This window comes from Caldimonas sp. KR1-144 (assembly GCF_049446155.1).
In the GTDB taxonomy this organism is placed as follows: Bacteria; Pseudomonadota; Gammaproteobacteria; order Burkholderiales; family Burkholderiaceae_C; genus Rivibacter.
This window is the reverse complement of the sequence record NZ_JBMSEE010000003.1, coordinates 119,461-139,005: the sequence shown is the minus strand read 5'-3', so window position 1 is coordinate 139,005 and position 19,545 is coordinate 119,461. Positions and strand designations below refer to the sequence as shown.

The window sequence follows — 19,545 nt, the reverse complement described above, 5'->3', positions numbered from 1 at the left end:
GCATTGTCCTGCACGGGCCCGGCGCGGATACGGCGCCTACACTGCCGCCATGGCCGCTCCCCGAGAACACAACCCCAGGCGCCTGGACGTCGCGGCCTTCGCGACCGCGGGCACCGAACTGCAAGGCCAGGCACCGCTGGCCGATCTGCCGAGGCTCGCCGAGTCGGCCGTCGCTGCCGAGTCCGCGCCGCTGGTGAGCTGGCGCGCGCAAGGCGAGCGCAAGACGCGCGTCGGTGCACCCGCCGAAATCTGGCTGCACCTGCATGCGGCGGTCGAGATGCCGCTCGAGTGCCAGCGCTGCCTCGCGCCGGTGACGGCGCCGGTCGAGGTCGATCGCCGCCTGCGTTTCGTCGACGGAGGCGAAGCCGCCGCCGCGGCGCTGGACGCCGACAGCGAGGACGACGTCTTGCCGCTGTCGCGCTCGCTCGACCTGATCGAGCTGGTCGAAGACGAGCTGCTGCTGGCGCTGCCGATCGTGCCGCGTCACGAGGTGTGTCCCAAGCCGCTGCCGGTTCCGGCAGCGGCGCCAGCGCAGCCGGATGCCGACAACGAACCCGCCAAGCCGAATCCGTTTGCCGCCCTTGCCAAGCTCAAGAAAGCGGGCGATTGAGCGACGACCCCTGTGCTACACTAGCCGGCTTTTGCGGATGGCCATGCAGTGCCATCCGGCGCGTCATGTGGCTGGACGCTCGCCTGGGGATCCCACCGATCCCGGCTGGTGCCCACGGGCGCGACCCTCGCGCAGCCACCTCTGCATTTAGGAGCCCATCATGGCCGTTCAGCAAAACAAGAAGTCGCCCTCCAAGCGCGGCATGCACCGTTCGCACAATGCCCTGGGCACGCCGGGCATCGCCGTCGAGCCCACGACGGGCGAGACGCACCTGCGTCACCACATCAGCCCCAACGGTTTCTATCGCGGCCGCAAGGTCGTGAAGACCAAGGCCGACGCCTGAGTCCTCGCGTTCGCGCACACTGCGCGAATGGTGACGATCGCCGATTGCATTCCTGTACGCCCGGCCCCCTGTGACGCAGGCGGCCGGGCGCTCTCATTGGCTTGCCGCATCGGGATGCCGCGATGACCGACGTGATCCGCATTGCCGTCGACTGCATGGGCGGTGACCACGGCCCGTCCGTGACGCTGCCGGCCAGCCGCGCCTTCCTGGCTGCCCATCCGCAGGCCGAGCTGCTGCTGGTGGGGCGCCCCGAGGCGCTTGCCGAAGCGGCCGGCTGGGCGCGCTGCCGCATCGTTGCCGCCAGTGAGGTCGTCACGATGGACGACTCGGTCGAGGTCGCGCTGCGCCGCAAGAAGGACTCTTCGATGCGCGTCGCGATCTCGCAGCTCAAGGCCGGTGCCGACGGCGCGCCCGCCGCTCAGGCCTGCGTGTCGGCCGGCAACACCGGCGCGCTGATGGCGGTGGCGCGCTACCTGCTCAAGACGCTCGACGGCATCGACCGCCCGGCGATCGCCACCGTGATGCCCAACCAGTTGGACGGCCACACCACCGTGCTCGACCTGGGCGCCAACGTCGACTGCACGGCCGAGCACCTGCTGCAGTTCGCGGTGATGGGCACTGCGCTGGTCGCCGCGGTCGAGGGCAAGGAAGACCCGACGGTCGGCCTGCTCAACATCGGCGAAGAGGCCATCAAGGGCGGCGACACGATCAAGCGTGCCGGCGAGCTGCTGCGCGAGGCGGCGGCCGGCGGCCACCTGAACTTCCACGGCAACGTGGAGGGCAACGACATCTTCAAGGGCACGACCGACCTGGTCGTGTGCGACGGCTTCGTCGGCAACGTGGCGCTCAAGACGGCCGAGGGCCTGGCGTCGATGCTTTCGACGATGATCAAGCAGGAGTTCACGCGCAGCTGGTACAGCAAGCTCGCCGCGGTCGTGGCCCTGCCGGTTCTCAAGCACTTCAAGCACCGCGTCGACCATCGGCGCTACAACGGCGCCGCCTTGCTCGGCCTGCGCGGCCTGGTGTTCAAGAGCCACGGTTCAGCCGATGCCTTCGCTTTCGAGCAGGCGCTGAACCGCGCGTATGATGCGGCGCGAAACCGACTGCTCGATCGCGTCCACGACCGCATTCTCGAGACGCTGCAGGCCATGCCCAGCGGCGATCCCGGCGGCGACACGACGGTGGCCCAAGCCGCATGACTGCTACCACTTCCTCGCAGCCTGCCGCTGCAGTGCGCTACTCGCGCATCACCGGCACCGGCAGCTACCTTCCTCCCAAGCGCATCACGAACGCCGAGTTCGCGGCCGATCTCGCCACGCGCGGCATCGAGACCTCGGACGAGTGGATCGTCGAGCGCACCGGCATCCGGGCGCGCCACTTCGCCGACGAGGGTGTCACGACCAGCGACCTCGCGCTCGAGGCGGCCCGCCACGCGCTCGAGTCGGCCGGCCGCCGCGCCGACGAGATCGACCTGATCATCGTCGCGACCTCGACGCCGGACATGATCTTCCCGTCGGCGGCCTGCCTGTTGCAGCGCAAGCTCGGCGTGCATGGTTGCCCGGCGTTCGACGTGCAGGCCGTGTGCTCGGGCTTCGTCTATGCGCTCACGATCGCCGACGCGATGATCCGCACCGGCAGCGCGCGCTGCGCGCTGGTGGTCGGCGCCGAGGTGTTCTCGCGCATCCTCGACTTCAACGACCGCACGACCTGCGTGCTGTTCGGCGACGGCGCCGGTGCCGTGGTGCTCGAAGCGAGCGACACGCCGGGCATCCTGGCCACCGAGCTGCATGCCGACGGTCGCCATGTCGAGATCCTGTGCACGCCCGGCACCGTGGCCAACGGCAAGGTGCTCGGCGATCCGCTGCTCAAGATGGACGGCCAGGCCGTGTTCAAGCTGGCGGTCGGCGTGCTCGAGCAGGCCGCCCGCGCGGTGCTCGACAAGTCGGGCCGCACCGAAGCCGACATCGACTGGCTGATTCCGCACCAGGCCAACATCCGCATCATGCAGGGCACGGCCAAGAAGCTGAAGCTGCCGATGGACAAGCTCGTCGTCACGGTCGACGAGCACGGCAACACCTCGGCCGCCTCGATTCCGCTCGCGCTCGACCACGCGGTGCGCGCCGGGCGCGTGAAGCGCGGCGATACGGTCATGCTCGAAGGCGTGGGCGGCGGCTTCACCTGGGGCGCCGTGCTGCTCGACTTCTGACCGAGCGGCGGCACGCGGCTGCAAGGCCGCGCTCTCACGAACCTGGAGACCACCACAGATGACGATCTCGTTCGCCTTTGTCTTTCCCGGCCAGGGCTCGCAGGCCGTCGGCATGCTCGACGCCTGGGGCGAGCATGCGGCCGTGCGCGACACGCTGGCCGAGGCTTCGGCCGCGCTGGGCGAAGACCTCGGTGCGCTGATCAAGAGCGGCCCCAAGGAGCAGCTGGACCTCACGACCAACACCCAGCCGGTGATGCTGACGGCAGCCGTCGCCTGCTGGCGCGCGTGGCTGGCCGAGGGCGGCCGTGCGCCGGCCGCGGTGGCGGGCCATTCGCTGGGCGAGTACAGCGCGCTGGTCGCGGCGGGCAGCCTGACGCTCGGTGACGCGGTCAAGCTGGTGCGCTTTCGCGCTCAGGCGATGCAAGACGCGGTGCCGGTCGGCGCGGGCGGCATGGCGGCCGTGCTGGGCCTGGCCTCGCAGGCCGTGATCGAAGGCTGCGCCGAAGCGGCGGCGGCCAGCGGCGAGGTGGTCGAGGCGGTGAACTTCAACGATCCTGCGCAGACCGTGATCGCCGGCAGCAAGGCCGGGGTCGAGAAGGCCTGCGAAGTGCTCAAGGCCAAGGGTGCCAAGCGTGCGCTGCCGCTGCCCGTGTCGGCGCCGTTCCATTCGAGCCTGATGAAGCCGGCCGCCGAGCGGCTGAAGGCCCAGCTGGCGGCGACCAGCTTCGCGGCGCCGAAGATCGCCGTGATCAACAACATCGACGTGAAGGCCGAGGCCGGTCCGCAGGCGATCCGCGATGCGCTCTATCGCCAGGCCTTCGGCCCGGTGCGCTGGGTCGAGACGGTGCAGGCGCTCAAGGCGCGCGGCATTACGCATGTCATCGAATGCGGTCCTGGCAAGGTGCTGCAAGGTCTGGCCAAGCGCATCGACGCCGAGATCGTGGCCGGCGGCATTGCCGACCCGGCCACGCTGGTCGAACAGAAGGAAATCCTCCAATGAGCGACGTCACCACGCTTTCCGGCCAGGTGGCCCTGGTCACCGGGGCCAGCCGCGGCATCGGCCGCGCGATCGCGATGGCGCTGGCCGCCCAGGGCGTCAAGGTCATCGGCACCGCGACCACCGAGTCGGGCGCAGCCGCGATCGGCGATGCGCTGGCGCCTCATGGCGGCGCAGGCCTCAAGCTCGACGTGACCGACGCCGCGGCGCTGGAGGCGGCCATCGACGGCATCGTCAAGCAGCACGGCGCGATCCATATCCTCGTCAACAACGCCGGCATCACGCGCGACCAGCTCGCGATGCGCATGAAGGACGAAGACTGGGACGCCGTCCACGACACCAACCTGAAGGCCGTGTTCCGCGCCAGCCGCGCCGTCATGCGTCCGATGATGAAGCAGCGCTACGGCCGCATCGTCAGCATCACTTCCGTGGTGGGCGCCTCGGGCAACCCCGGCCAGGCCAACTACGCGGCCGCCAAGGCCGGCGTGGCGGGCATGACCCGGGCGCTGGCGCGCGAACTGGGCAGCCGCGGCATCACCGTCAATTGCGTCGCGCCGGGCTTCATCCAGACCGACATGACCGAGGCCCTGCCTCAGGCCCAGAAGGACGCGCTGCTGGGCCAGATCCCGCTGGGCCGCCTTGGCGCGCCGGAGGAGATCGCCCAGGCCGTGGTGTTCCTGGCCTCGCCGGGCGCCGGCTACATCACCGGCACCGAGCTGCACGTCAACGGCGGCATGTACATGGGCTGAGGCCTGCCGCGCCGGTCAGGTTTTCCCCCGCCGGGGCTGACTTAGGTCCGACACCCTAGACCCCTTAGAATCCCCCCCTTGTTTTCCGTTACCTCCCTGGAGGAGTTCATGAGCGATATCGAAGCACGCGTCAAGAAGATCATTGCCGAACAACTTGGCGTGGCCGAGGCCGAAGTCACCCACGAGAAGGCTTTCGTCGCCGACCTGGGCGCCGATTCGCTGGACACGGTGGAACTCGTGATGGCGCTGGAGGACGAATTCAGCATCGAGATCCCGGACGAAGAGGCCGAGAAGATCACCACCGTGCAGCACGCGATCGACTACGCGCTCAAGCACGCCAAGGCCGCCTGATCGGCGCCTTCTCTCCCTGAACAGCAGCCGTCAGCGCTTCTTACGATGAGCCGTCGTCGCGTCGTCGTCACCGGGCTCGGGCTGGTCACGCCCGTGGGCAACACGGTGGCCGAGTCCTGGAGCAACCTCGTCGCCGGCAAGTCCGGCATCGCCAACGTCACCAAGTTCGATGCCTCGAACCTGGCCGTACGATTTGCGGGCGAGGTCAAGGGCTTCAACGTCGAGGATTACATCCCGGCCAAGGAAGCCCGCCACATGGACACCTTCATCCACTACGGCCTGGCGGCTTCGCTGCAGGCTGTGAAGGATGCAGGCCTGCCCACCGGCGAAGCACTTGCGCCCGAGTTGGCTGAGCGCATCGGCTGCATCGTCGGCTCCGGCATCGGTGGCCTGCCGATGATCGAGGAGACGCAGATCGAGTACGCGGCACGCGGGCCGCGACGGATCTCACCGTTCTTCGTGCCGGCCTCGATCATCAACATGATCTCGGGCCACGTGTCGATCCAGTGCGGCTTCAAGGGCCCGAACCTGGCCATCGTCACCGCCTGCACGACCGGCCTGCACAGCATCGGCCAGGCCGCGCGCATGATCGAGTACGGCGATGCCGACGTGATGATCGCCGGCGGCGCGGAAAGCACCGTCTCGCCGCTGGGCATCGGCGGCTTCGCCGCGGCGCGCGCGCTGTCGACCCGCAACGACGATCCGGCCACGGCCTCCCGCCCCTGGGACAAGGACCGAGACGGCTTCGTGCTCGGCGAGGGCGCCGGCGTGATGGTGCTCGAGGAGTACGAGTCGGCCAAGAAGCGCGGCGCGAAGATCTATGCCGAGCTCACCGGCTTCGGCATGAGCGCCGACGCGTTCCACATGACCGCGCCCGACGTCGACGGCCCCCGCCGCTCGATGGTCGCGGCGCTCAAGAACGCCGGCATCAACGCAGCCGACGTGCATTACCTCAACGCCCACGGCACCTCGACGCCGCTGGGTGACGTCAACGAGACCAACGCGATCAAGCTCGCGTTCGGCGATCACGCCAAGAAGCTGGTCGTCAACTCGACCAAGTCGATGACCGGCCACCTGCTGGGCGGCGCGGGCGGTATCGAGTCGGTGTTCACGGTGCTGGCGATCCACCATCAGGTGTCGCCGCCGACCACCAACCTCTTCAACCAGGATCCCGAGTGCGATCTCGACTACTGCGCCAATACAGCGCGGGAGATGAAGATCGACGTCGCCGTGAAGAACAACTTCGGCTTCGGCGGCACCAACGGCACCCTGGTGTTCCGCCGCGTCTGACGCCCGCACGGGCCATCGGCCGGCTTGCGAGCCGCACCTGCCTTCGAAATCGAACTGCCGCGCGAGCCAGCGTGGCTGATCGTCTCGGCTTGCCTGGGCTTGCTCGCGGTGGCGTGCGGGTCGGCCTGGGCATGGGACGGCGCAGCGCCGCGGTGGCTGTTGCCCGCCGCCGTGGCGATGACCTTCGGCACCTGGTGGGTGGCAAGCTGGCGGCGCCCGCCACAGCAGCTGCGCTGGGATGGCCAGGAGTGGTGGCTGCAGTCGCTGCGGGGCCGTCGCGTCGCGCGCAATGGCCGCCTTGCCGTGGCCGTCGACCTGGATGCCTGGCTGCTGCTGCGCTTCGAGCCGGCCGCGACTTCCCGCCGCGCCCTGTGGCTGGCGGCGTCGCGTCGTCGCGTGGGTGCCGACTGGCCGTCCCTGCGGCGTGCGGTATATTGCGCCCGCCCTGCGGAGACCGAGTTCACCGCGACCGATTCTTCCGCTTGAGCGCATGTCCGACGCTGCCGCCGATGCCCTGCTGATCGACCGCGTCAAACGCGGCGACCAGCGTGCTTTCGAGATGCTGGTGGTGAAGTACCAGCGCCGCATCGAGCGGCTGATCGCGCGCATGGTGCGCGACTCCGACCTGGTGGCCGACATCGCGCAGGAAACCTTCATCCGTGCGTACCGCGCCTTGCCGCAGTTCCGCGGCGAGAGCGCCTTCTACACCTGGCTCTACCGGATCGCGGTCAACACGGCCAAGAAGGCCTTGATGGAACTCAAGCGCGATCCGCTGGTCACCGAATCGGCGCTCGCGGGCGCCGAGGACGACGACGAAACTTCGCGCGTCGAGAACGAACTAAGCGACGGTGAGACGCCCGATGCGGTGCTCGCCAGCAAGGAGATCGCGGCGACCGTCAACGCCGCGATCGAGGCGCTGTCCGAGGATCTGCGCCAGGCGATCATGCTGCGGGAAATCGAAGGCCTGAGCTACGAGGACATCGCCACGGTGATGAACTGTCCGATCGGCACCGTGCGATCGCGCATCTTCCGCGCGCGCGAGGCGATCGCGCAGCGGCTACGGCCGTTGCTGGACACCCGTGAAGGAGAGCGCTGGTAAGCCGGCGCCTTTGGAGAAACGACATGCGACCCGAGTCGACCGATCTGGATGCTCACGAGGACCTTTCGGCCCTGGCCGACGGCGAGGTCGACGAGAGCATCGCGGCACGCTTGTCGGTGAGCTGGCGCGACGACGCGGATCTGCGCAGCCGCTGGCACGCCTATCACCTGATCGGCGACGTGCTGCGCTCGGATGACCTGGCAGGATCCAGCCGCGATGCGACGCTGTGGGCTGCCGTGCGTGCGCGCATTGCCGAAGAGCCGGTGGTCGTGGCGCCTGCGCCATCGAAGACCAACGGCGCAACCGGCCGCAGTGCGCGCCGCTGGATCGCATCCGGAGCGGTTGCGGCTGGGTTCGTGGCGGTGGCCGGTGCGCTGGTCGTGCTCGGCGGGCCCGGCGGCCGTGAACCGGTCGCGGCACCGCAACTGGCGCGTGCGCCTGAACCCATCGCTGCCACGGCGGCGACGCAGTTGGCCTCGGCGTCCGCGCCGGTTGCGGTCGCCGATGAGCGGGCTACAGCTGCCAATGGCGCGCTGATCCGCGACGCGCGCATCGAGCGCTATCTCGCGGCGCACCAACAGTTCGGTGGCAGTTCGGCGCTGGGAGTGCCGTCGGGCTTCCTGCGCAACGCCACCTACGAAGCTCCGAACCGCTGATGGGCTTTCCGACGCTTGCGTCTCGCACCGGCCTCGGCTGCCGGCGTCGCCTGATGGCCGCGCTGTGCATGGGCGGCGTGCTTGGTGCCGCGGCTGCCGCGCCGGCGTGGGCGCAGACCGGTGATCCGCTCGTCGACGCGCGCGAAGCGCGAGCCTGGCTCGAGCGCATCCACGCCGCGGCCGGTCAGAAGAGCTTCCAGGGCACCTTTGTCGTCAGCGCCGGCGGCACTGTCACGAGTTCGCGCATCGTCCATTACTGCGATGGTCGCAACCAGCTGGAACGAATCGATTCGCTCGACGGGCAGCGCAGACAGGTGCTGCGCCACAACGACGTGGTCCAGACCATGTGGCCCGGCAGCCGCGTCGCGGTGGTCGAGACACGCCACATGACCGGCGGCTTTCCCGCCCTGCTGCAGTCCAGTGCCGACCGCATCGTCCGGCACTACGACGCGCGGCCGCTCGGTCGCGATCGTGTGGCGGGCCACGAGGCCAACGTGTTGCTGCTCAAGCCCAAGGACCACTTCCGCTTCGGCTACCGCCTGTGGGCCGAGAAGGACAGCGGCCTTCTGCTGCGCGCCGAGGTGTTGGGAGCGCAGGGCGAAGTGATCGAGGCGTCGGCCTTCTCCGATCTGCAGATCGGCGTGAAGTCGCAGCCGGATGTGGTGCTGGTGCCGATGAAGCGGCTGGAGGGCTATCGGGTGCAGCGTCCGGTGCTCGAACCGGTCGACCTTGCGCAAGAGGGCTGGCAGGTGCGCGAATTGCCACCGGGCTTCAAGCACGTCAGCAGCGTGCGCCGCACGATCGACGCGGAGCCGGGGAACTCGGCCGCGCCGGCCGCGGTGCTGCAGACCATCTATTCCGACGGACTCACCCACGTCTCGGTCTTTCTGGAGCCCTACAACCCCGCGACGCATCGCCGTGAACTGCTGATGGCCATGGGCGCCACGCAGACGCTGGCGCGCAGACAAGGCGATTGGTGGCTGACCGTGATCGGCGATGTGCCGGTGGTCACCTTGCGGGCCTTTGCCGCGGCGCAGGAACGTCGGCCCTGACTGAGGGCTTTCTTTACCGGAACTCGGCCGCGCCCGCGGCGTCTGCATCTGCGTTCTGACCACTGAACCGTTGTCGACCCTGTGAGATACGACATGCCCATCGACAAGCTCTCGCCCCAAACTCGAATTCGTTGGTCCGCTCGACGCGGTTCCCGCACCTGGCTCGGATTCGCCGCGCTGGCAGGCACCGCCGCAGTGACGGCCGCGGTCGTGCTGGCGCCGCCCAGCAGCCACGCGCAAGCGGGCGCCACGGCGCCGGCATTGCCCTCGCCCAGCGTTGCGGCCGCGCGCGGGCTGCCCGACTTCACCGACCTCGTCGAACAGGTCGGCCCGTCGGTGGTCAACATCCGCACCACCGAACGCGTGCGCCCCGGGCGCAATGCGCCCGAGATGGACGAAGACATGCAGGAGTTCTTCCGGCGCTTCTTCGGCGTGCCGCCCGGCCAGTTCCCGCAGCCGCGGCGCAACCCGCGCCAAGGCCCCGAGGAAGAGGAGCAGCAGCGCGGCGTCGGTTCGGGCTTCATCCTCAGCGCCGACGGCTACGTGATGACGAACGCGCATGTCGTCGAGGGCGCGGACGAGGTCTACGTCACGCTGACCGACAAGCGCGAGCTCAAGGCCAAGATCATCGGCAGCGACAAGCGCACCGACGTGGCGGTGGTGAAGATCGACGCGGCCAACCTGCCGGCAGTGCGCATCGGCGACGTCAACAAGCTGCGCGTCGGCGAATGGGTCATGGCGATCGGCTCGCCGTTCGGGCTGGAGAACACCGTGACCGCCGGCATCGTGAGCGCCAAGGCGCGCGAGACCGGCGAGTTCATCCCGTTCATCCAGACGGACGTCGCGATCAACCCCGGCAATTCGGGCGGACCGCTCATCAACCTGCGCGGCGAGGTGGTCGGCATCAATTCGCAGATCCTCAGCCGTTCGGGGGGCTTCATGGGCATCTCGTTCGCGATCCCGATGGACGAGGCCATGCGCGTCGCGGACCAGCTGCGCGCCAGCGGCCGTGTCGTGCGCGGCCGCATTGGCGTGACGATCGGCGAGGTGACCAAGGATGTCGCCGAATCGCTCGGACTGGGCAAGGCGACCGGCGCGCTGGTTCGCTCGGTCGAGGCGGGCGGTCCGGCCGAGAAGGCCGGCGTCGAGCCGGGCGACATCATCACGCGCTTCGACGGCAAGCCGGTCGAGCGCTCGACCGACCTGCCGCGCTTCGTCGGCAACACCAAGCCCGGCACCAAGGCGGCGCTGCAGGTGTTCCGCCGCGGCAATGCGCGCGAACTCACGGTCGCGGTGGCCGAGCTCGAACCGGATCGCGCCACGCGTGCCGGCAGCCCCACGCCGGGCGCCAAGCCCACGCCCGCGCCGGCCGGTGCCTTCGGCATGACGGTGGCGGACCTGACCGACGCGCAAAAGCGCGAGCTCAAGCTCAAGGGCGGCGTGCGACTTGAGGCCGTCGAAGGCGCGGCGGCACGCGCCGGTCTGCGCGAAGGCGACATCGTGCTGGCCGTGGCCAACACCGAGGTGGCCGATACCAGGCAGTTCGAGGCCATCGTCGCGAAGCTGGACAAGTCCAAGCCGGTCAGCGTGCTGTTCCGCCGCGGCGACTGGGCCCAGTACGCGCTGATCCGGCCGGCGCGCTGACCGCTGTCGGCCGGCAAGACCCGGAGCCGACGAGGCTGCCGGGTCTTTTCATTTTGTGAGAGTCAAGCGGCTTGGCGAATGGCGTTCATCGATGCCCGACTGTGAATAAATCAGTGTTCAGCGATGTTTGTGAACACTGACTTTCTGACTCGGCGAACCCATTGCGCCGGGCGTTCGATAGAATTGCGGCCGATTCGAGCCGGTTTCCGTTCCTTCCGCGGCCGATCGGCGGCACTGCAAAATCGTCCACAGCCGGTCCACAAGCAATTGTGGAAAAGCTGTGGATGAAATTCCTTGTTGGCGCACCGCAACGGGCTGATCTCAAGCAACGGCGCGGTTTCCAAGGGGGGGGCTTTCGCTACAATGAAGGTCCAACAACGCAGTTGCCATAGCTTTTGTTGGAAGGCGCGTCACCGGTTCGACGTGCCTTTTTTTTATGTCCGGCCCGCGCACCGTGCGGATGCTTACGTCGTTGCCGGCGACATGAGACGGCCTCGCGCGACCACCGATCGACGCTGAGGGCTGTGCTCGACAGGCTTTCATGGATCACATCCGCAACTTCTCGATCATTGCCCACATCGACCACGGCAAAAGCACCCTGGCCGACCGGATCATCCAGCGCTGCGGCGGGCTGAGCGATCGCGAGATGGAAGCGCAGGTGCTGGACTCGATGGACATCGAGCGCGAGCGCGGCATCACGATCAAGGCGCAGACCGCGGCACTGCAGTACACGGCTCGCGACGGCAAGACCTACAACCTCAATCTGATCGACACGCCCGGGCATGTCGACTTCAGCTACGAGGTGAGCCGTTCGCTCTCGGCCTGCGAGGGCGCGCTGCTCGTCGTCGATGCGAGCCAGGGCGTCGAGGCGCAGACGGTCGCCAACTGCTACACCGCGCTCGACCTCGGCGTCGAGGTCGTGCCGGTGCTCAACAAGATGGACCTGCCGCAGGCCGACCCCGAGGCGGCCAAGGCCGAGATCGAGGACGTGATCGGTATCGACGCGTCCGAGGCGATTCCGTGTTCGGCCAAGACCGGCATGGGCATCGACGACATCCTCGAAGCCGTCATCACCCGCATGCCGGCGCCGCGCGGCCGGGCCGACGGCCCTCCGCGCGCGATGATCATCGACGCCTGGTTCGACAACTACGTCGGCGTCGTGATGCTGGTGCGCGTGGTCGACGGCTCGCTGAAAAAGGGCGAGCGTATCCGCATGATGGCAACCGACGCGGTCTACCCGATCGAGCAGCTGGGCGTGTTCACGCCCAAGTCGCTGCCGCGCGAGGAACTGCGCGCCGGCGAGGTGGGTTTCCTGATCGCCGGCATCAAGGAACTGGCGGCAGCCAAGGTCGGCGACACGGTCACGCTGGAAAAGAAGCTGCCGAACAATGCCGGTCCGGCGAGCGAGCCGCTGCCCGGCTTCAAGGAGATCCAGCCGCAGGTCTTCGCGGGCCTGTACCCCACCGAAGCCAGCGAGTACGACTCGCTGCGCGACGCGCTCGAGAAGCTCAAGCTCAACGACAGCTCGCTGCGCTTCGAGCCCGAGGTTTCGCAGGCGCTGGGATTCGGCTTTCGCTGCGGCTTCCTGGGCTTGCTGCACATGGAGATCGTGCAGGAGCGCCTGGAGCGCGAGTTCGACCAGGACCTGATCACGACTGCGCCGAGCGTGGTCTACGAGGTCGTGCTGGGTGACGGTACGGTGCTCCAGGTCGAGAACCCCTCCAAGATGCCGGAGCAGGGCCGCATCCAGGAGATCCGCGAGCCCATTGTCACGGTGCACCTGTACATGCCGCAGGACTACGTCGGCCCGGTGATGACGCTGGCCAACCAGAAGCGCGGCGTGCAGATGAACATGGCCTACCACGGCCGCCAGGTGCACCTGACCTACGAGTTGCCGCTGGCGGAGATCGTGCTGGACTTCTTCGACAAGCTGAAGTCGGTCTCGCGCGGCTACGCGTCGATGGACTACGAGTTCAAGGAGTACCGCGCTGCCGATGTCGTGAAGGTCGACATCTTGATCAACGGCGATCGTGTCGACGCCTTGTCGATCATCGTGCACCGCAGCCAGAGCCAATTCCGCGGCCGCGCGGTGGCGGCCAAGATGCGCGAGCAGATCCCGCGTCAGATGTACGACGTCGCGATTCAAGCGGCCATCGGCGCCAACATCATCGCGCGCGAGAACATCAAGGCGCTGCGCAAGAACGTGCTGGCAAAATGCTACGGCGGTGACATCACCCGCAAGCGCAAGCTGCTCGAAAAACAAAAGGCCGGCAAGAAACGCATGAAGCAGATCGGGACCGTCGAGGTGCCGCAGGAAGCGTTCCTCGCCATCCTGCAGGTCGATGACTGACACCCCCACGACGCTCCCCATGAGTGCATTCACCGGGCTGCTCTACGCCGCGCTCGTCGCCTACCTTGGCGGCTGGTATGTCGGCGCTTGGACCGGCAACTTCTCGCTGCTGCTGTTCGTGCTGACGCTCGTCACGCTGGGCTACTGGCTGGCCGAGCGCTTCCACTTTGCCCCGCAGCGCGCGGCGGCCGCCGGTGCGCTCGAGCGCCAGGACGCGCAGCGCCGTAGCGAACTCGCCAAGCAGGGCATCACACAGGTCGACAGCGCCCTGGTCCAGGCCAAGGAGGCCGTCCTCGCGCAGCCGTGGTGGCTCGACTGGACGGCCGGCCTGTTTCCGGTGATCCTGGCCGTCTTCCTGCTGCGTTCCTTCCTGTTCGAGCCGTTCAAGATTCCTTCCGGTTCGATGATCCCGACGCTGACGATCGGCGACCTCATCCTGGTCAACAAGTACCACTACGGCATCCGGCTGCCGGTGCTGAACAAGAAGGTCGTTGCCAACCACGACCCCCGGCGCGGCGACGTGATCGTGTTCCGCTATCCGGTCGACACGCGGGTCGACTACATCAAGCGCGTGGTCGGCCTGCCCGGCGACACCGTGGCCTATCTCAACAAGCGCCTGACGATCAACGGCGAGCCGGTTTCCAAGAACGCGCTGCCGGACTACTACGACGAGGACAACCTGCGCTACGCGCAGCAGTTCGGTGAGAAGCTGGGCGAGGTCGAGCACCGCATCCTCAACGACCGCGAGCGTCCCGGCTTCGTGATCCCGATGCCCGAGTTCCAGAAGTTTCGCGACAACTGCAGCTACAGCGCCGAAGGCGTGAGCTGCAAGGTGCCGCCCGGTCACTATTTCGTGATGGGCGACAACCGTGACAATTCTCAGGATTCGCGCTATTGGGGCTTCGTGCCCGACGAGAACATCGTCGGCAAGGCCTTCTTCGTGTGGATGAATTTCGGTAATCTCGGTCGGATTGGCTCGTTCCAGTGACCTCTTTGCGTTCGCAGGAGTCCTCGATGACAGTTTCTCGGCTGCCGGCCCGCTGCGATTCGAAGCAGCGCGGCGTCTCCCTGATCGGCCTGCTGTTCTGGGCGATCGTCGTCTCCGCGGTGGCGCTGGTGGCGGTCAAGGTGCTGCCGACGCTCAACGAGTTCTTCACGATCCAGCGCGCGGTGAACAAGCTGGTGACGGAGGGCTACAGCACCGTGCCGGAGATCCGGGCCGCCTTCGAAAAGCAGAAGGACATCGAATACTCGATCAGCAGCATTTCCGGCAAGGATCTGCAGATCACCAAGGAGAACGAGCGCACGGTGATCCGCTTCGCCTACGACAAGGAGATCGAGCTCGTCGAGCCGGTCTACCTGCTGATCAAATACCAAGGGCGGTCGCAATGAACGCCGCGCCGGCTGGCCGGCGCCAGCCGGCCCATGGCTGAGCGAAGCAAGCCCCGCCCGGCACTTCCTGATGGCCTGGCGGCGCTCGAGCAGCGGCTCGGGCAGCGCTTCTCGAACACCGCGCTGCTGCAGCGCGCAATGACGCACAAGAGCTTTGGCGCCGAGCACAACGAGCGGCTCGAGTTCCTCGGCGACGCCGTGCTCGCGGCCGCGATCTCGGGCCTGCTCTATGCCCGCTTCCCCGACGCTCCCGAAGGCGACCTGACTCGCGTGCGCGCCCACCTCGTGCGGGAGGAGTCGCTGCACCGCATTGCGCTCGAGCTGGGCCTGTCGCCGCTGCTGCGCATGAGCGAGGGCGAGCAGCGCTCGGGCGGGGGGCAGCGGGCGTCGATCCTGGCCGATGCGCTGGAGGCGCTGATCGGCGCGGTCCAGATCGACGCCGGCTTCGAAGCCGCGCGCGCCCTCGTCGAGCAGCTCTTCGCGCCGCGGCTCGAAGCCACCGCCGTCGAAGCCTGGACGAAGGACGCGAAGACCGAACTGCAGGAATGGCTGCAGGCGCGCCGCGAACCGGTGCCGGCCTACCGCATCGAGTCGACGCGCGGGCGCCAGCACGACCAGATCTTCGTCGTTGCCTGCGAAGTGGCCTCGCGCGGGCTTCAGACCACCGGGGAGGGCCGCTCCCGGCGCGCCGCCGAGCAGGCCGCGGCCGCGGCCGCGCTCGCTAAACTGTCCGGTCCCGACGCGACCGGCGCATGAACCCCGAAATCCCTTCCTCCCACGCCGGCAGCGAGCCGGCGCAACGCTGCGGCCTGGTGGCCATCGTCGGCCGACCCAACGTGGGCAAGTCGACGCTGCTCAACGCGCTGGTCGGCCAGAAGATCAGCATCACCTCGCGCAAGGCGCAGACCACGCGTCACCGCATCACGGGCATCCGCACCGAGGGCGCGGCGCAGTTCGTCTTCGTCGACACGCCCGGTTTCCAGACGCGCCACACCACGCGCGGCACCGGCGCGCTCAACCGCTCGCTGAACAAGACGGTGCAGTCGGTGCTGTCCGACGTCGATCTGGTGCTGTTCGTCGTCGAGGCGGGCCGCTTCGGTTTGGACGACGCCAAGGTGCTGGCGCTCGTGCCGCCCGGCAAGCCCTGTGTGCTGGTCGCCAACAAGCTCGACCTGGTGCAGCGCCGCGCCGAGCTGGCGCCGTGGCTGAAGGCCATGCAGGAGCGGCATCCGTTCGCCGAGTTCGTGCCGCTGACCTCCAAGCGCGAGGACGAGGCGCTGCGACTGCTCGGCATCATCGCGCCCTACCTGCCCGAGCAGCCCTGGTACTACGACGCCGACGCGCTCACCGACCGCAGCGAGCGCTTCCTCGCCAGCGAAATCATTCGCGAGAAGCTGTTTCGCCTCACCGGCGACGAGCTGCCCTACACCTCGACCGTCGTGATCGAGAAGTTCGAGGAAGAGGGCGCGCTGCGCCGCATCGCGGCGACCATCATCGTCGAGCGCGAGGCCCACAAGGGCATGGTGATCGGCGAGAAAGGCGAGCGCCTCAAGCGCATCGGCACGGAGTCGCGCACCGAGCTCGAGCGTCTGATGGACGGCAAGGTCTTCCTCGAGCTGTGGGTCAAGGTCCGTTCCGGCTGGGCTGACGACGAGGCGCGGCTCAAGTCCTACGGCTACGAGTGAGCGCCGCGCCGAGCCGCGCGGCGGCGCCGCTGGCCGCCTACGTGCTGCACCGCTACGACTGGAGCGAGTCCAGCCTGATCCTCGATCTCTTCACGCGCGGCGAAGGGCGCATCGTCGTCGCGGCCAAGGGGGCCAAACGGCCCACCTCGCAATGGCGCGGCGTGCTGCTGCCCTTCCAGCGCCTGACGGTGGTCACCGGCCGTCGCCGCGAGACCACGGGCGAGGAGGGCGCCGGCGAGGTGCTGCCGCTGCGCAGCGCCGAGTGGGCCGGCGGTGCGGCACTGCCGCGCGACGCCGCGCTGCTGGCCGGCTTCTACCTCAACGAGCTGCTGATCAAGCTCCTCGCGCGCCACGATCCGCACCCGCTGCTGTTCGACGCCTATGCCGCAACACTGCCGGCGCTGGCGGCGCCGCGCGATGCCGAGCTCGAGACCGCGCTGCGCGCTTTCGAGCTGCTGCTGCTGCGCGAGACCGGCCTGCTGCCCGAGCTCGGCCGCGAGACGCAGACACAGCGCGCGCTGCTCGACAGCCAGTCCTATGCCTTGCGTGCCGAAGCCGGCCTGGTGCCGGTCGATGAGGGCGGCATCGCGGCGGCCGGCTGGCGCGCGCTGCAGGCCGTGCTCGGGCGCGGCGATGCCGACGTCGTCGCGCTGCAGGCCGCGGTCGCGCCGTGGCTCGCGCCGTTGAAGACGCAGCTGCGGCAGGTGCTTCACTATCATCTCGGCACGCCGATGCTGCGCACGCGGCAGCTGATGATCGACCTGCAGGCGCCTTAGCGCCTGAACCGCCATGACCTACGCCGGATCGCACCTCGCGACCAACGACGCGCCGCTGCTGGGCGTCAACATCGACCACGTCGCGACGCTGCGCAACGCGCGCGGAGGCGACTTCCCCTCGCCGGTGGAGGCCGCGCGCCTCGTCGTCGACGCCGGTGCGGACATCGTCACCTTTCATCTGCGCGAGGACCGGCGCCACATCCGCGACGACGATGTCGCGCGCCTGCGCGAGACGATCCGCGCACCGCTGAACTTCGAGGCCGCCGTCACCGACGAGATGCTCGCGATCATCGAGCGCACGCGCCCCGAGCACGTCTGCCTGGTGCCCGAGCGTCGTCAGGAGGTCACGACCGAAGGCGGGCTCGAGGTGGCCGGCCAGCTCGCGCGCATCCGCGAGGCCTGCGTGCGCCTGGCCGAGGCCGGCGCGCGCGTCTCGCTCTTCATCGGCGCCGATCCGGCGCAGATCGAGGCCGCGGCCGCGGCCGGCGCGCCCTGCATCGAGCTCCACACCGGCGCGTTCGCGAACGCCTGGTGGGCACGCGATGCGCAGGCCATGGCGCACGAACTCGCTCGCTTGCGCGAGGGCCTGCGCCTGGGCCGATCGCTGGGGCTGCGCACGCATGCCGGCCATGGCCTGGCGCTGTGGTCTCCGGGCGTCGAGCGTCCCGCCGACGAGCCGCCCAGCAGCACGCACATGGTCGCGGCGCTGCCCGAAGTGGCCGAGCTGCACATCGGCCACGCGCTGGTAGGCCACGCGCTGTTCGTCGGGCTGGCGCAAGCGGTGCGCGACTTCCAGGCCGAGGCGGTACTCGCCCGCCGAGCCGGACGATGATCTACGGTATCGGCACCGATCTTTGCGACGTGCGCCGCATCGAGCGCGTGCTCGCGCGCAAGGGCGAGCGCTTCGCACACAAGGTGCTCGGTCCGCACGAACTCGAGGTCTGGCGCGCGCGCAGTGCACGCGTGCCCGGGCGGGGCCTGCGCTATCTGGCCACGCGCTTCGCGGCCAAGGAGGCCTTCTCCAAGGCCATCGGCCTGGGCATGCACATGCCGATGACCTGGCGCGCCTGCGAGGTCGTCAACGTGCCGGGCGGCGCACCGCAGATCCGCCTGCACGGCGAGCTGGCGCGCTGGTTCGCCGCGCGCGGCCTGAAGGCCCACGTGAGCGTCACCGACGAATCCGACCACGCTGCCGCCTTCGTGGTGGTCGAGCACCTTCCTTCCCAGCCATGAGCGACTTTTCCCATGCCCCGGCGGTGATCGACATCGCCGGCCCGACGCTGACCGATGCCGACCGGCGCCGCCTCGACCACCCGATGACCGGCGGCCTGATCCTCTTCACGCGCAACTGGCGCGACCGCCGCCAGCTCACCGAGCTGGTCGCCGAAGCCAAGGCGCAGCGACCGGACCTGCTGGTCACCATCGACCACGAGGGCGGACGTGTCCAGCGCCTGCGCACCGACGGTTTCACTCACCTGCCGCCCATGCGCCGCCTCGGCGAGCTGTGGATGCAAGACGCGCTCACCGCCACCGACGCGGCCACCGCCTGCGGCTACGTGCTCGCGAGCGAACTACGCGCATGCGGCGTTGACCTGAGCTTCACGCCCGTGCTCGACCTCGACTACGGCGCCAGCGCCGTGATCGGCGACCGTGCCTTCCACCTCGACGCGCGCGTCGTCGCGATGCTCGCCAAGAGCGTGATGCACGGCCTGCTGCAGGCCGGCATGGCCAACTGCGGCAAGCACTTCCCCGGCCATGGCTTCGTGGCGGCCGATTCGCACACCGAGATCCCGGTCGACGGGCGCACGCTCGACGCCATCCTGGCCGACGACGCGCGGCCCTACGAATGGCTGTCGACCAGCCTCGCGTCGGTGATGCCGGCGCACATCGTCTACCCCAAGGTCGATTCGCAGCCCGCCGGCTTCTCGAAGCACTGGCTGCAAGGTGTGCTGCGCGGACAGCTCGGCTTTCCCGGCGCGATCTTCAGCGACGACCTGTCGATGAAGGGCGCCACCGTCGCCGGCTCGCCGCTCGAGGCCGGCATCGCGGCGCTCAATGCGGGCTGCGACATGGTGCTGCTGTGCAACCAGTCGCTCGTCGACGGCGGAGCCCCGATCGACGAGCTGCTCGACGGCCTGGCGCAGGCCGCGGGTCTCGGTCGATGGGCGCCCGACGTCGACGCCGAGCGTCGCCGCATCGCCCTGCTGCCGACCTCCGACCCATTGCCCTGGGACGAACTGATGCACGACGCGCGCTACCAGCACGCGCTCGAACGGCTCCCCTGACGCGGCGCGACCCAAAGGACGCCGAAAAGAAAAGAGCCCGTCGCGACGGGCTCTTTTCAT

General features: G+C 68.7%; 22 protein-coding genes. All 22 read left to right on the top strand.

Going from position 1 to position 19,545, the window contains the following annotated elements:
- The first annotated feature begins 49 nt into the window (after nucleotides 1-49).
- Nucleotides 50-610: a YceD family protein gene (locus ACO2TI_RS08610; RefSeq protein WP_423283584.1), complete on the top strand. Its 561-nt coding sequence runs from the start codon at nucleotides 50-52 to the stop codon at nucleotides 608-610.
- A 160-nt stretch (nucleotides 611-770) separates the two neighbouring features.
- A complete protein-coding gene (gene rpmF, locus ACO2TI_RS08605) occupies nucleotides 771-953 on the top strand; it encodes a 50S ribosomal protein L32 (RefSeq protein WP_423283582.1) in 183 nt (60 codons plus the stop codon).
- 131 nt (nucleotides 954-1,084) lie between these two features.
- On the top strand, nucleotides 1,085-2,152 hold the full coding sequence (gene plsX / locus ACO2TI_RS08600) for a phosphate acyltransferase PlsX (protein ID WP_423284067.1): 1,068 nt from the start codon (nucleotides 1,085-1,087) through the stop codon (nucleotides 2,150-2,152).
- Nucleotides 2,149-3,159 (top strand): beta-ketoacyl-ACP synthase III, encoded by a 1,011-nt coding sequence (locus tag ACO2TI_RS08595; protein ID WP_423283580.1) that lies wholly within the window; start codon nucleotides 2,149-2,151, stop codon nucleotides 3,157-3,159. Before plsX ends, ACO2TI_RS08595 begins: the two co-directional genes overlap by 4 nt.
- A gap of 58 nt (nucleotides 3,160-3,217) precedes the next feature.
- On the top strand, nucleotides 3,218-4,159 hold the full coding sequence (fabD, locus tag ACO2TI_RS08590) for an ACP S-malonyltransferase (protein ID WP_423283578.1): 942 nt from the start codon (nucleotides 3,218-3,220) through the stop codon (nucleotides 4,157-4,159).
- Nucleotides 4,156-4,905, top strand: a complete 750-nt coding sequence (fabG, locus tag ACO2TI_RS08585) for a 3-oxoacyl-ACP reductase FabG (protein ID WP_423283576.1) — start codon at nucleotides 4,156-4,158, stop codon at nucleotides 4,903-4,905. The genes fabD and fabG overlap by 4 nt, the downstream gene beginning before the upstream one ends.
- Nucleotides 4,906-5,013: 108 nt before the next feature.
- The gene (gene acpP / locus ACO2TI_RS08580) at nucleotides 5,014-5,256 is read left to right on the top strand and encodes an acyl carrier protein (RefSeq protein ID WP_423283574.1); all 243 of its coding nucleotides are present in this window, start codon (nucleotides 5,014-5,016) and stop codon (nucleotides 5,254-5,256) included.
- Nucleotides 5,257-5,301: 45 nt separating this feature from the next.
- Entirely contained in the window at nucleotides 5,302-6,546 is a 1,245-nt protein-coding gene (gene fabF / locus ACO2TI_RS08575; protein ID WP_423283572.1) for a beta-ketoacyl-ACP synthase II, read from the top strand.
- 171 nt (nucleotides 6,547-6,717) lie between these two features.
- Nucleotides 6,718-7,032, top strand: coding sequence for a hypothetical protein (locus tag ACO2TI_RS08570; RefSeq protein ID WP_423283570.1), 315 nt, complete (start codon nucleotides 6,718-6,720; stop codon nucleotides 7,030-7,032).
- A 4-nt stretch (nucleotides 7,033-7,036) separates the two neighbouring features.
- The gene (gene rpoE, locus ACO2TI_RS08565) at nucleotides 7,037-7,645 is read left to right on the top strand and encodes an RNA polymerase sigma factor RpoE (RefSeq protein WP_423283568.1); all 609 of its coding nucleotides are present in this window, start codon (nucleotides 7,037-7,039) and stop codon (nucleotides 7,643-7,645) included.
- Between the two features lie 23 nt (nucleotides 7,646-7,668).
- Nucleotides 7,669-8,301: a sigma-E factor negative regulatory protein gene (locus ACO2TI_RS08560; RefSeq protein WP_423283566.1), complete on the top strand. Its 633-nt coding sequence runs from the start codon at nucleotides 7,669-7,671 to the stop codon at nucleotides 8,299-8,301.
- Nucleotides 8,301-9,353 (top strand): MucB/RseB C-terminal domain-containing protein, encoded by a 1,053-nt coding sequence (locus ACO2TI_RS08555; protein ID WP_423283564.1) that lies wholly within the window; start codon nucleotides 8,301-8,303, stop codon nucleotides 9,351-9,353. The genes ACO2TI_RS08560 and ACO2TI_RS08555 overlap by 1 nt, the downstream gene beginning before the upstream one ends.
- Before the next feature lie 93 nt (nucleotides 9,354-9,446).
- On the top strand, nucleotides 9,447-10,997 hold the full coding sequence (locus ACO2TI_RS08550; RefSeq protein ID WP_423283562.1) for a DegQ family serine endoprotease: 1,551 nt from the start codon (nucleotides 9,447-9,449) through the stop codon (nucleotides 10,995-10,997).
- A gap of 541 nt (nucleotides 10,998-11,538) precedes the next feature.
- On the top strand, nucleotides 11,539-13,347 hold the full coding sequence (gene lepA / locus ACO2TI_RS08545; RefSeq protein WP_423283560.1) for a translation elongation factor 4: 1,809 nt from the start codon (nucleotides 11,539-11,541) through the stop codon (nucleotides 13,345-13,347).
- A gap of 19 nt (nucleotides 13,348-13,366) precedes the next feature.
- The gene (lepB, locus tag ACO2TI_RS08540; RefSeq protein WP_423283558.1) at nucleotides 13,367-14,335 is read left to right on the top strand and encodes a signal peptidase I; all 969 of its coding nucleotides are present in this window, start codon (nucleotides 13,367-13,369) and stop codon (nucleotides 14,333-14,335) included.
- 26 nt (nucleotides 14,336-14,361) lie between these two features.
- Nucleotides 14,362-14,739: a DUF4845 domain-containing protein gene (locus ACO2TI_RS08535; protein WP_423283556.1), complete on the top strand. Its 378-nt coding sequence runs from the start codon at nucleotides 14,362-14,364 to the stop codon at nucleotides 14,737-14,739.
- A 33-nt stretch (nucleotides 14,740-14,772) separates the two neighbouring features.
- Nucleotides 14,773-15,495, top strand: a complete 723-nt coding sequence (rnc, locus tag ACO2TI_RS08530; RefSeq protein WP_423283554.1) for a ribonuclease III — start codon at nucleotides 14,773-14,775, stop codon at nucleotides 15,493-15,495.
- Nucleotides 15,492-16,424: a GTPase Era gene (gene era / locus ACO2TI_RS08525; RefSeq protein WP_423283552.1), complete on the top strand. Its 933-nt coding sequence runs from the start codon at nucleotides 15,492-15,494 to the stop codon at nucleotides 16,422-16,424. Before rnc ends, era begins: the two co-directional genes overlap by 4 nt.
- Nucleotides 16,421-17,200 (top strand): DNA repair protein RecO, encoded by a 780-nt coding sequence (recO, locus tag ACO2TI_RS08520; protein WP_423283550.1) that lies wholly within the window; start codon nucleotides 16,421-16,423, stop codon nucleotides 17,198-17,200. The genes era and recO overlap by 4 nt, the downstream gene beginning before the upstream one ends.
- Before the next feature lie 13 nt (nucleotides 17,201-17,213).
- A complete protein-coding gene (locus ACO2TI_RS08515) occupies nucleotides 17,214-18,032 on the top strand; it encodes a pyridoxine 5'-phosphate synthase (protein WP_423283548.1) in 819 nt (272 codons plus the stop codon).
- Entirely contained in the window at nucleotides 18,029-18,433 is a 405-nt protein-coding gene (gene acpS / locus ACO2TI_RS08510) for a holo-ACP synthase (protein WP_423283546.1), read from the top strand. The genes ACO2TI_RS08515 and acpS overlap by 4 nt, the downstream gene beginning before the upstream one ends.
- Complete coding sequence (gene nagZ / locus ACO2TI_RS08505; protein WP_423283544.1) at nucleotides 18,430-19,485, top strand: beta-N-acetylhexosaminidase; 1,056 nt, start codon at nucleotides 18,430-18,432, stop codon at nucleotides 19,483-19,485. The genes acpS and nagZ overlap by 4 nt, the downstream gene beginning before the upstream one ends.
- The last annotated feature ends 60 nt before the right edge of the window (nucleotides 19,486-19,545 follow it).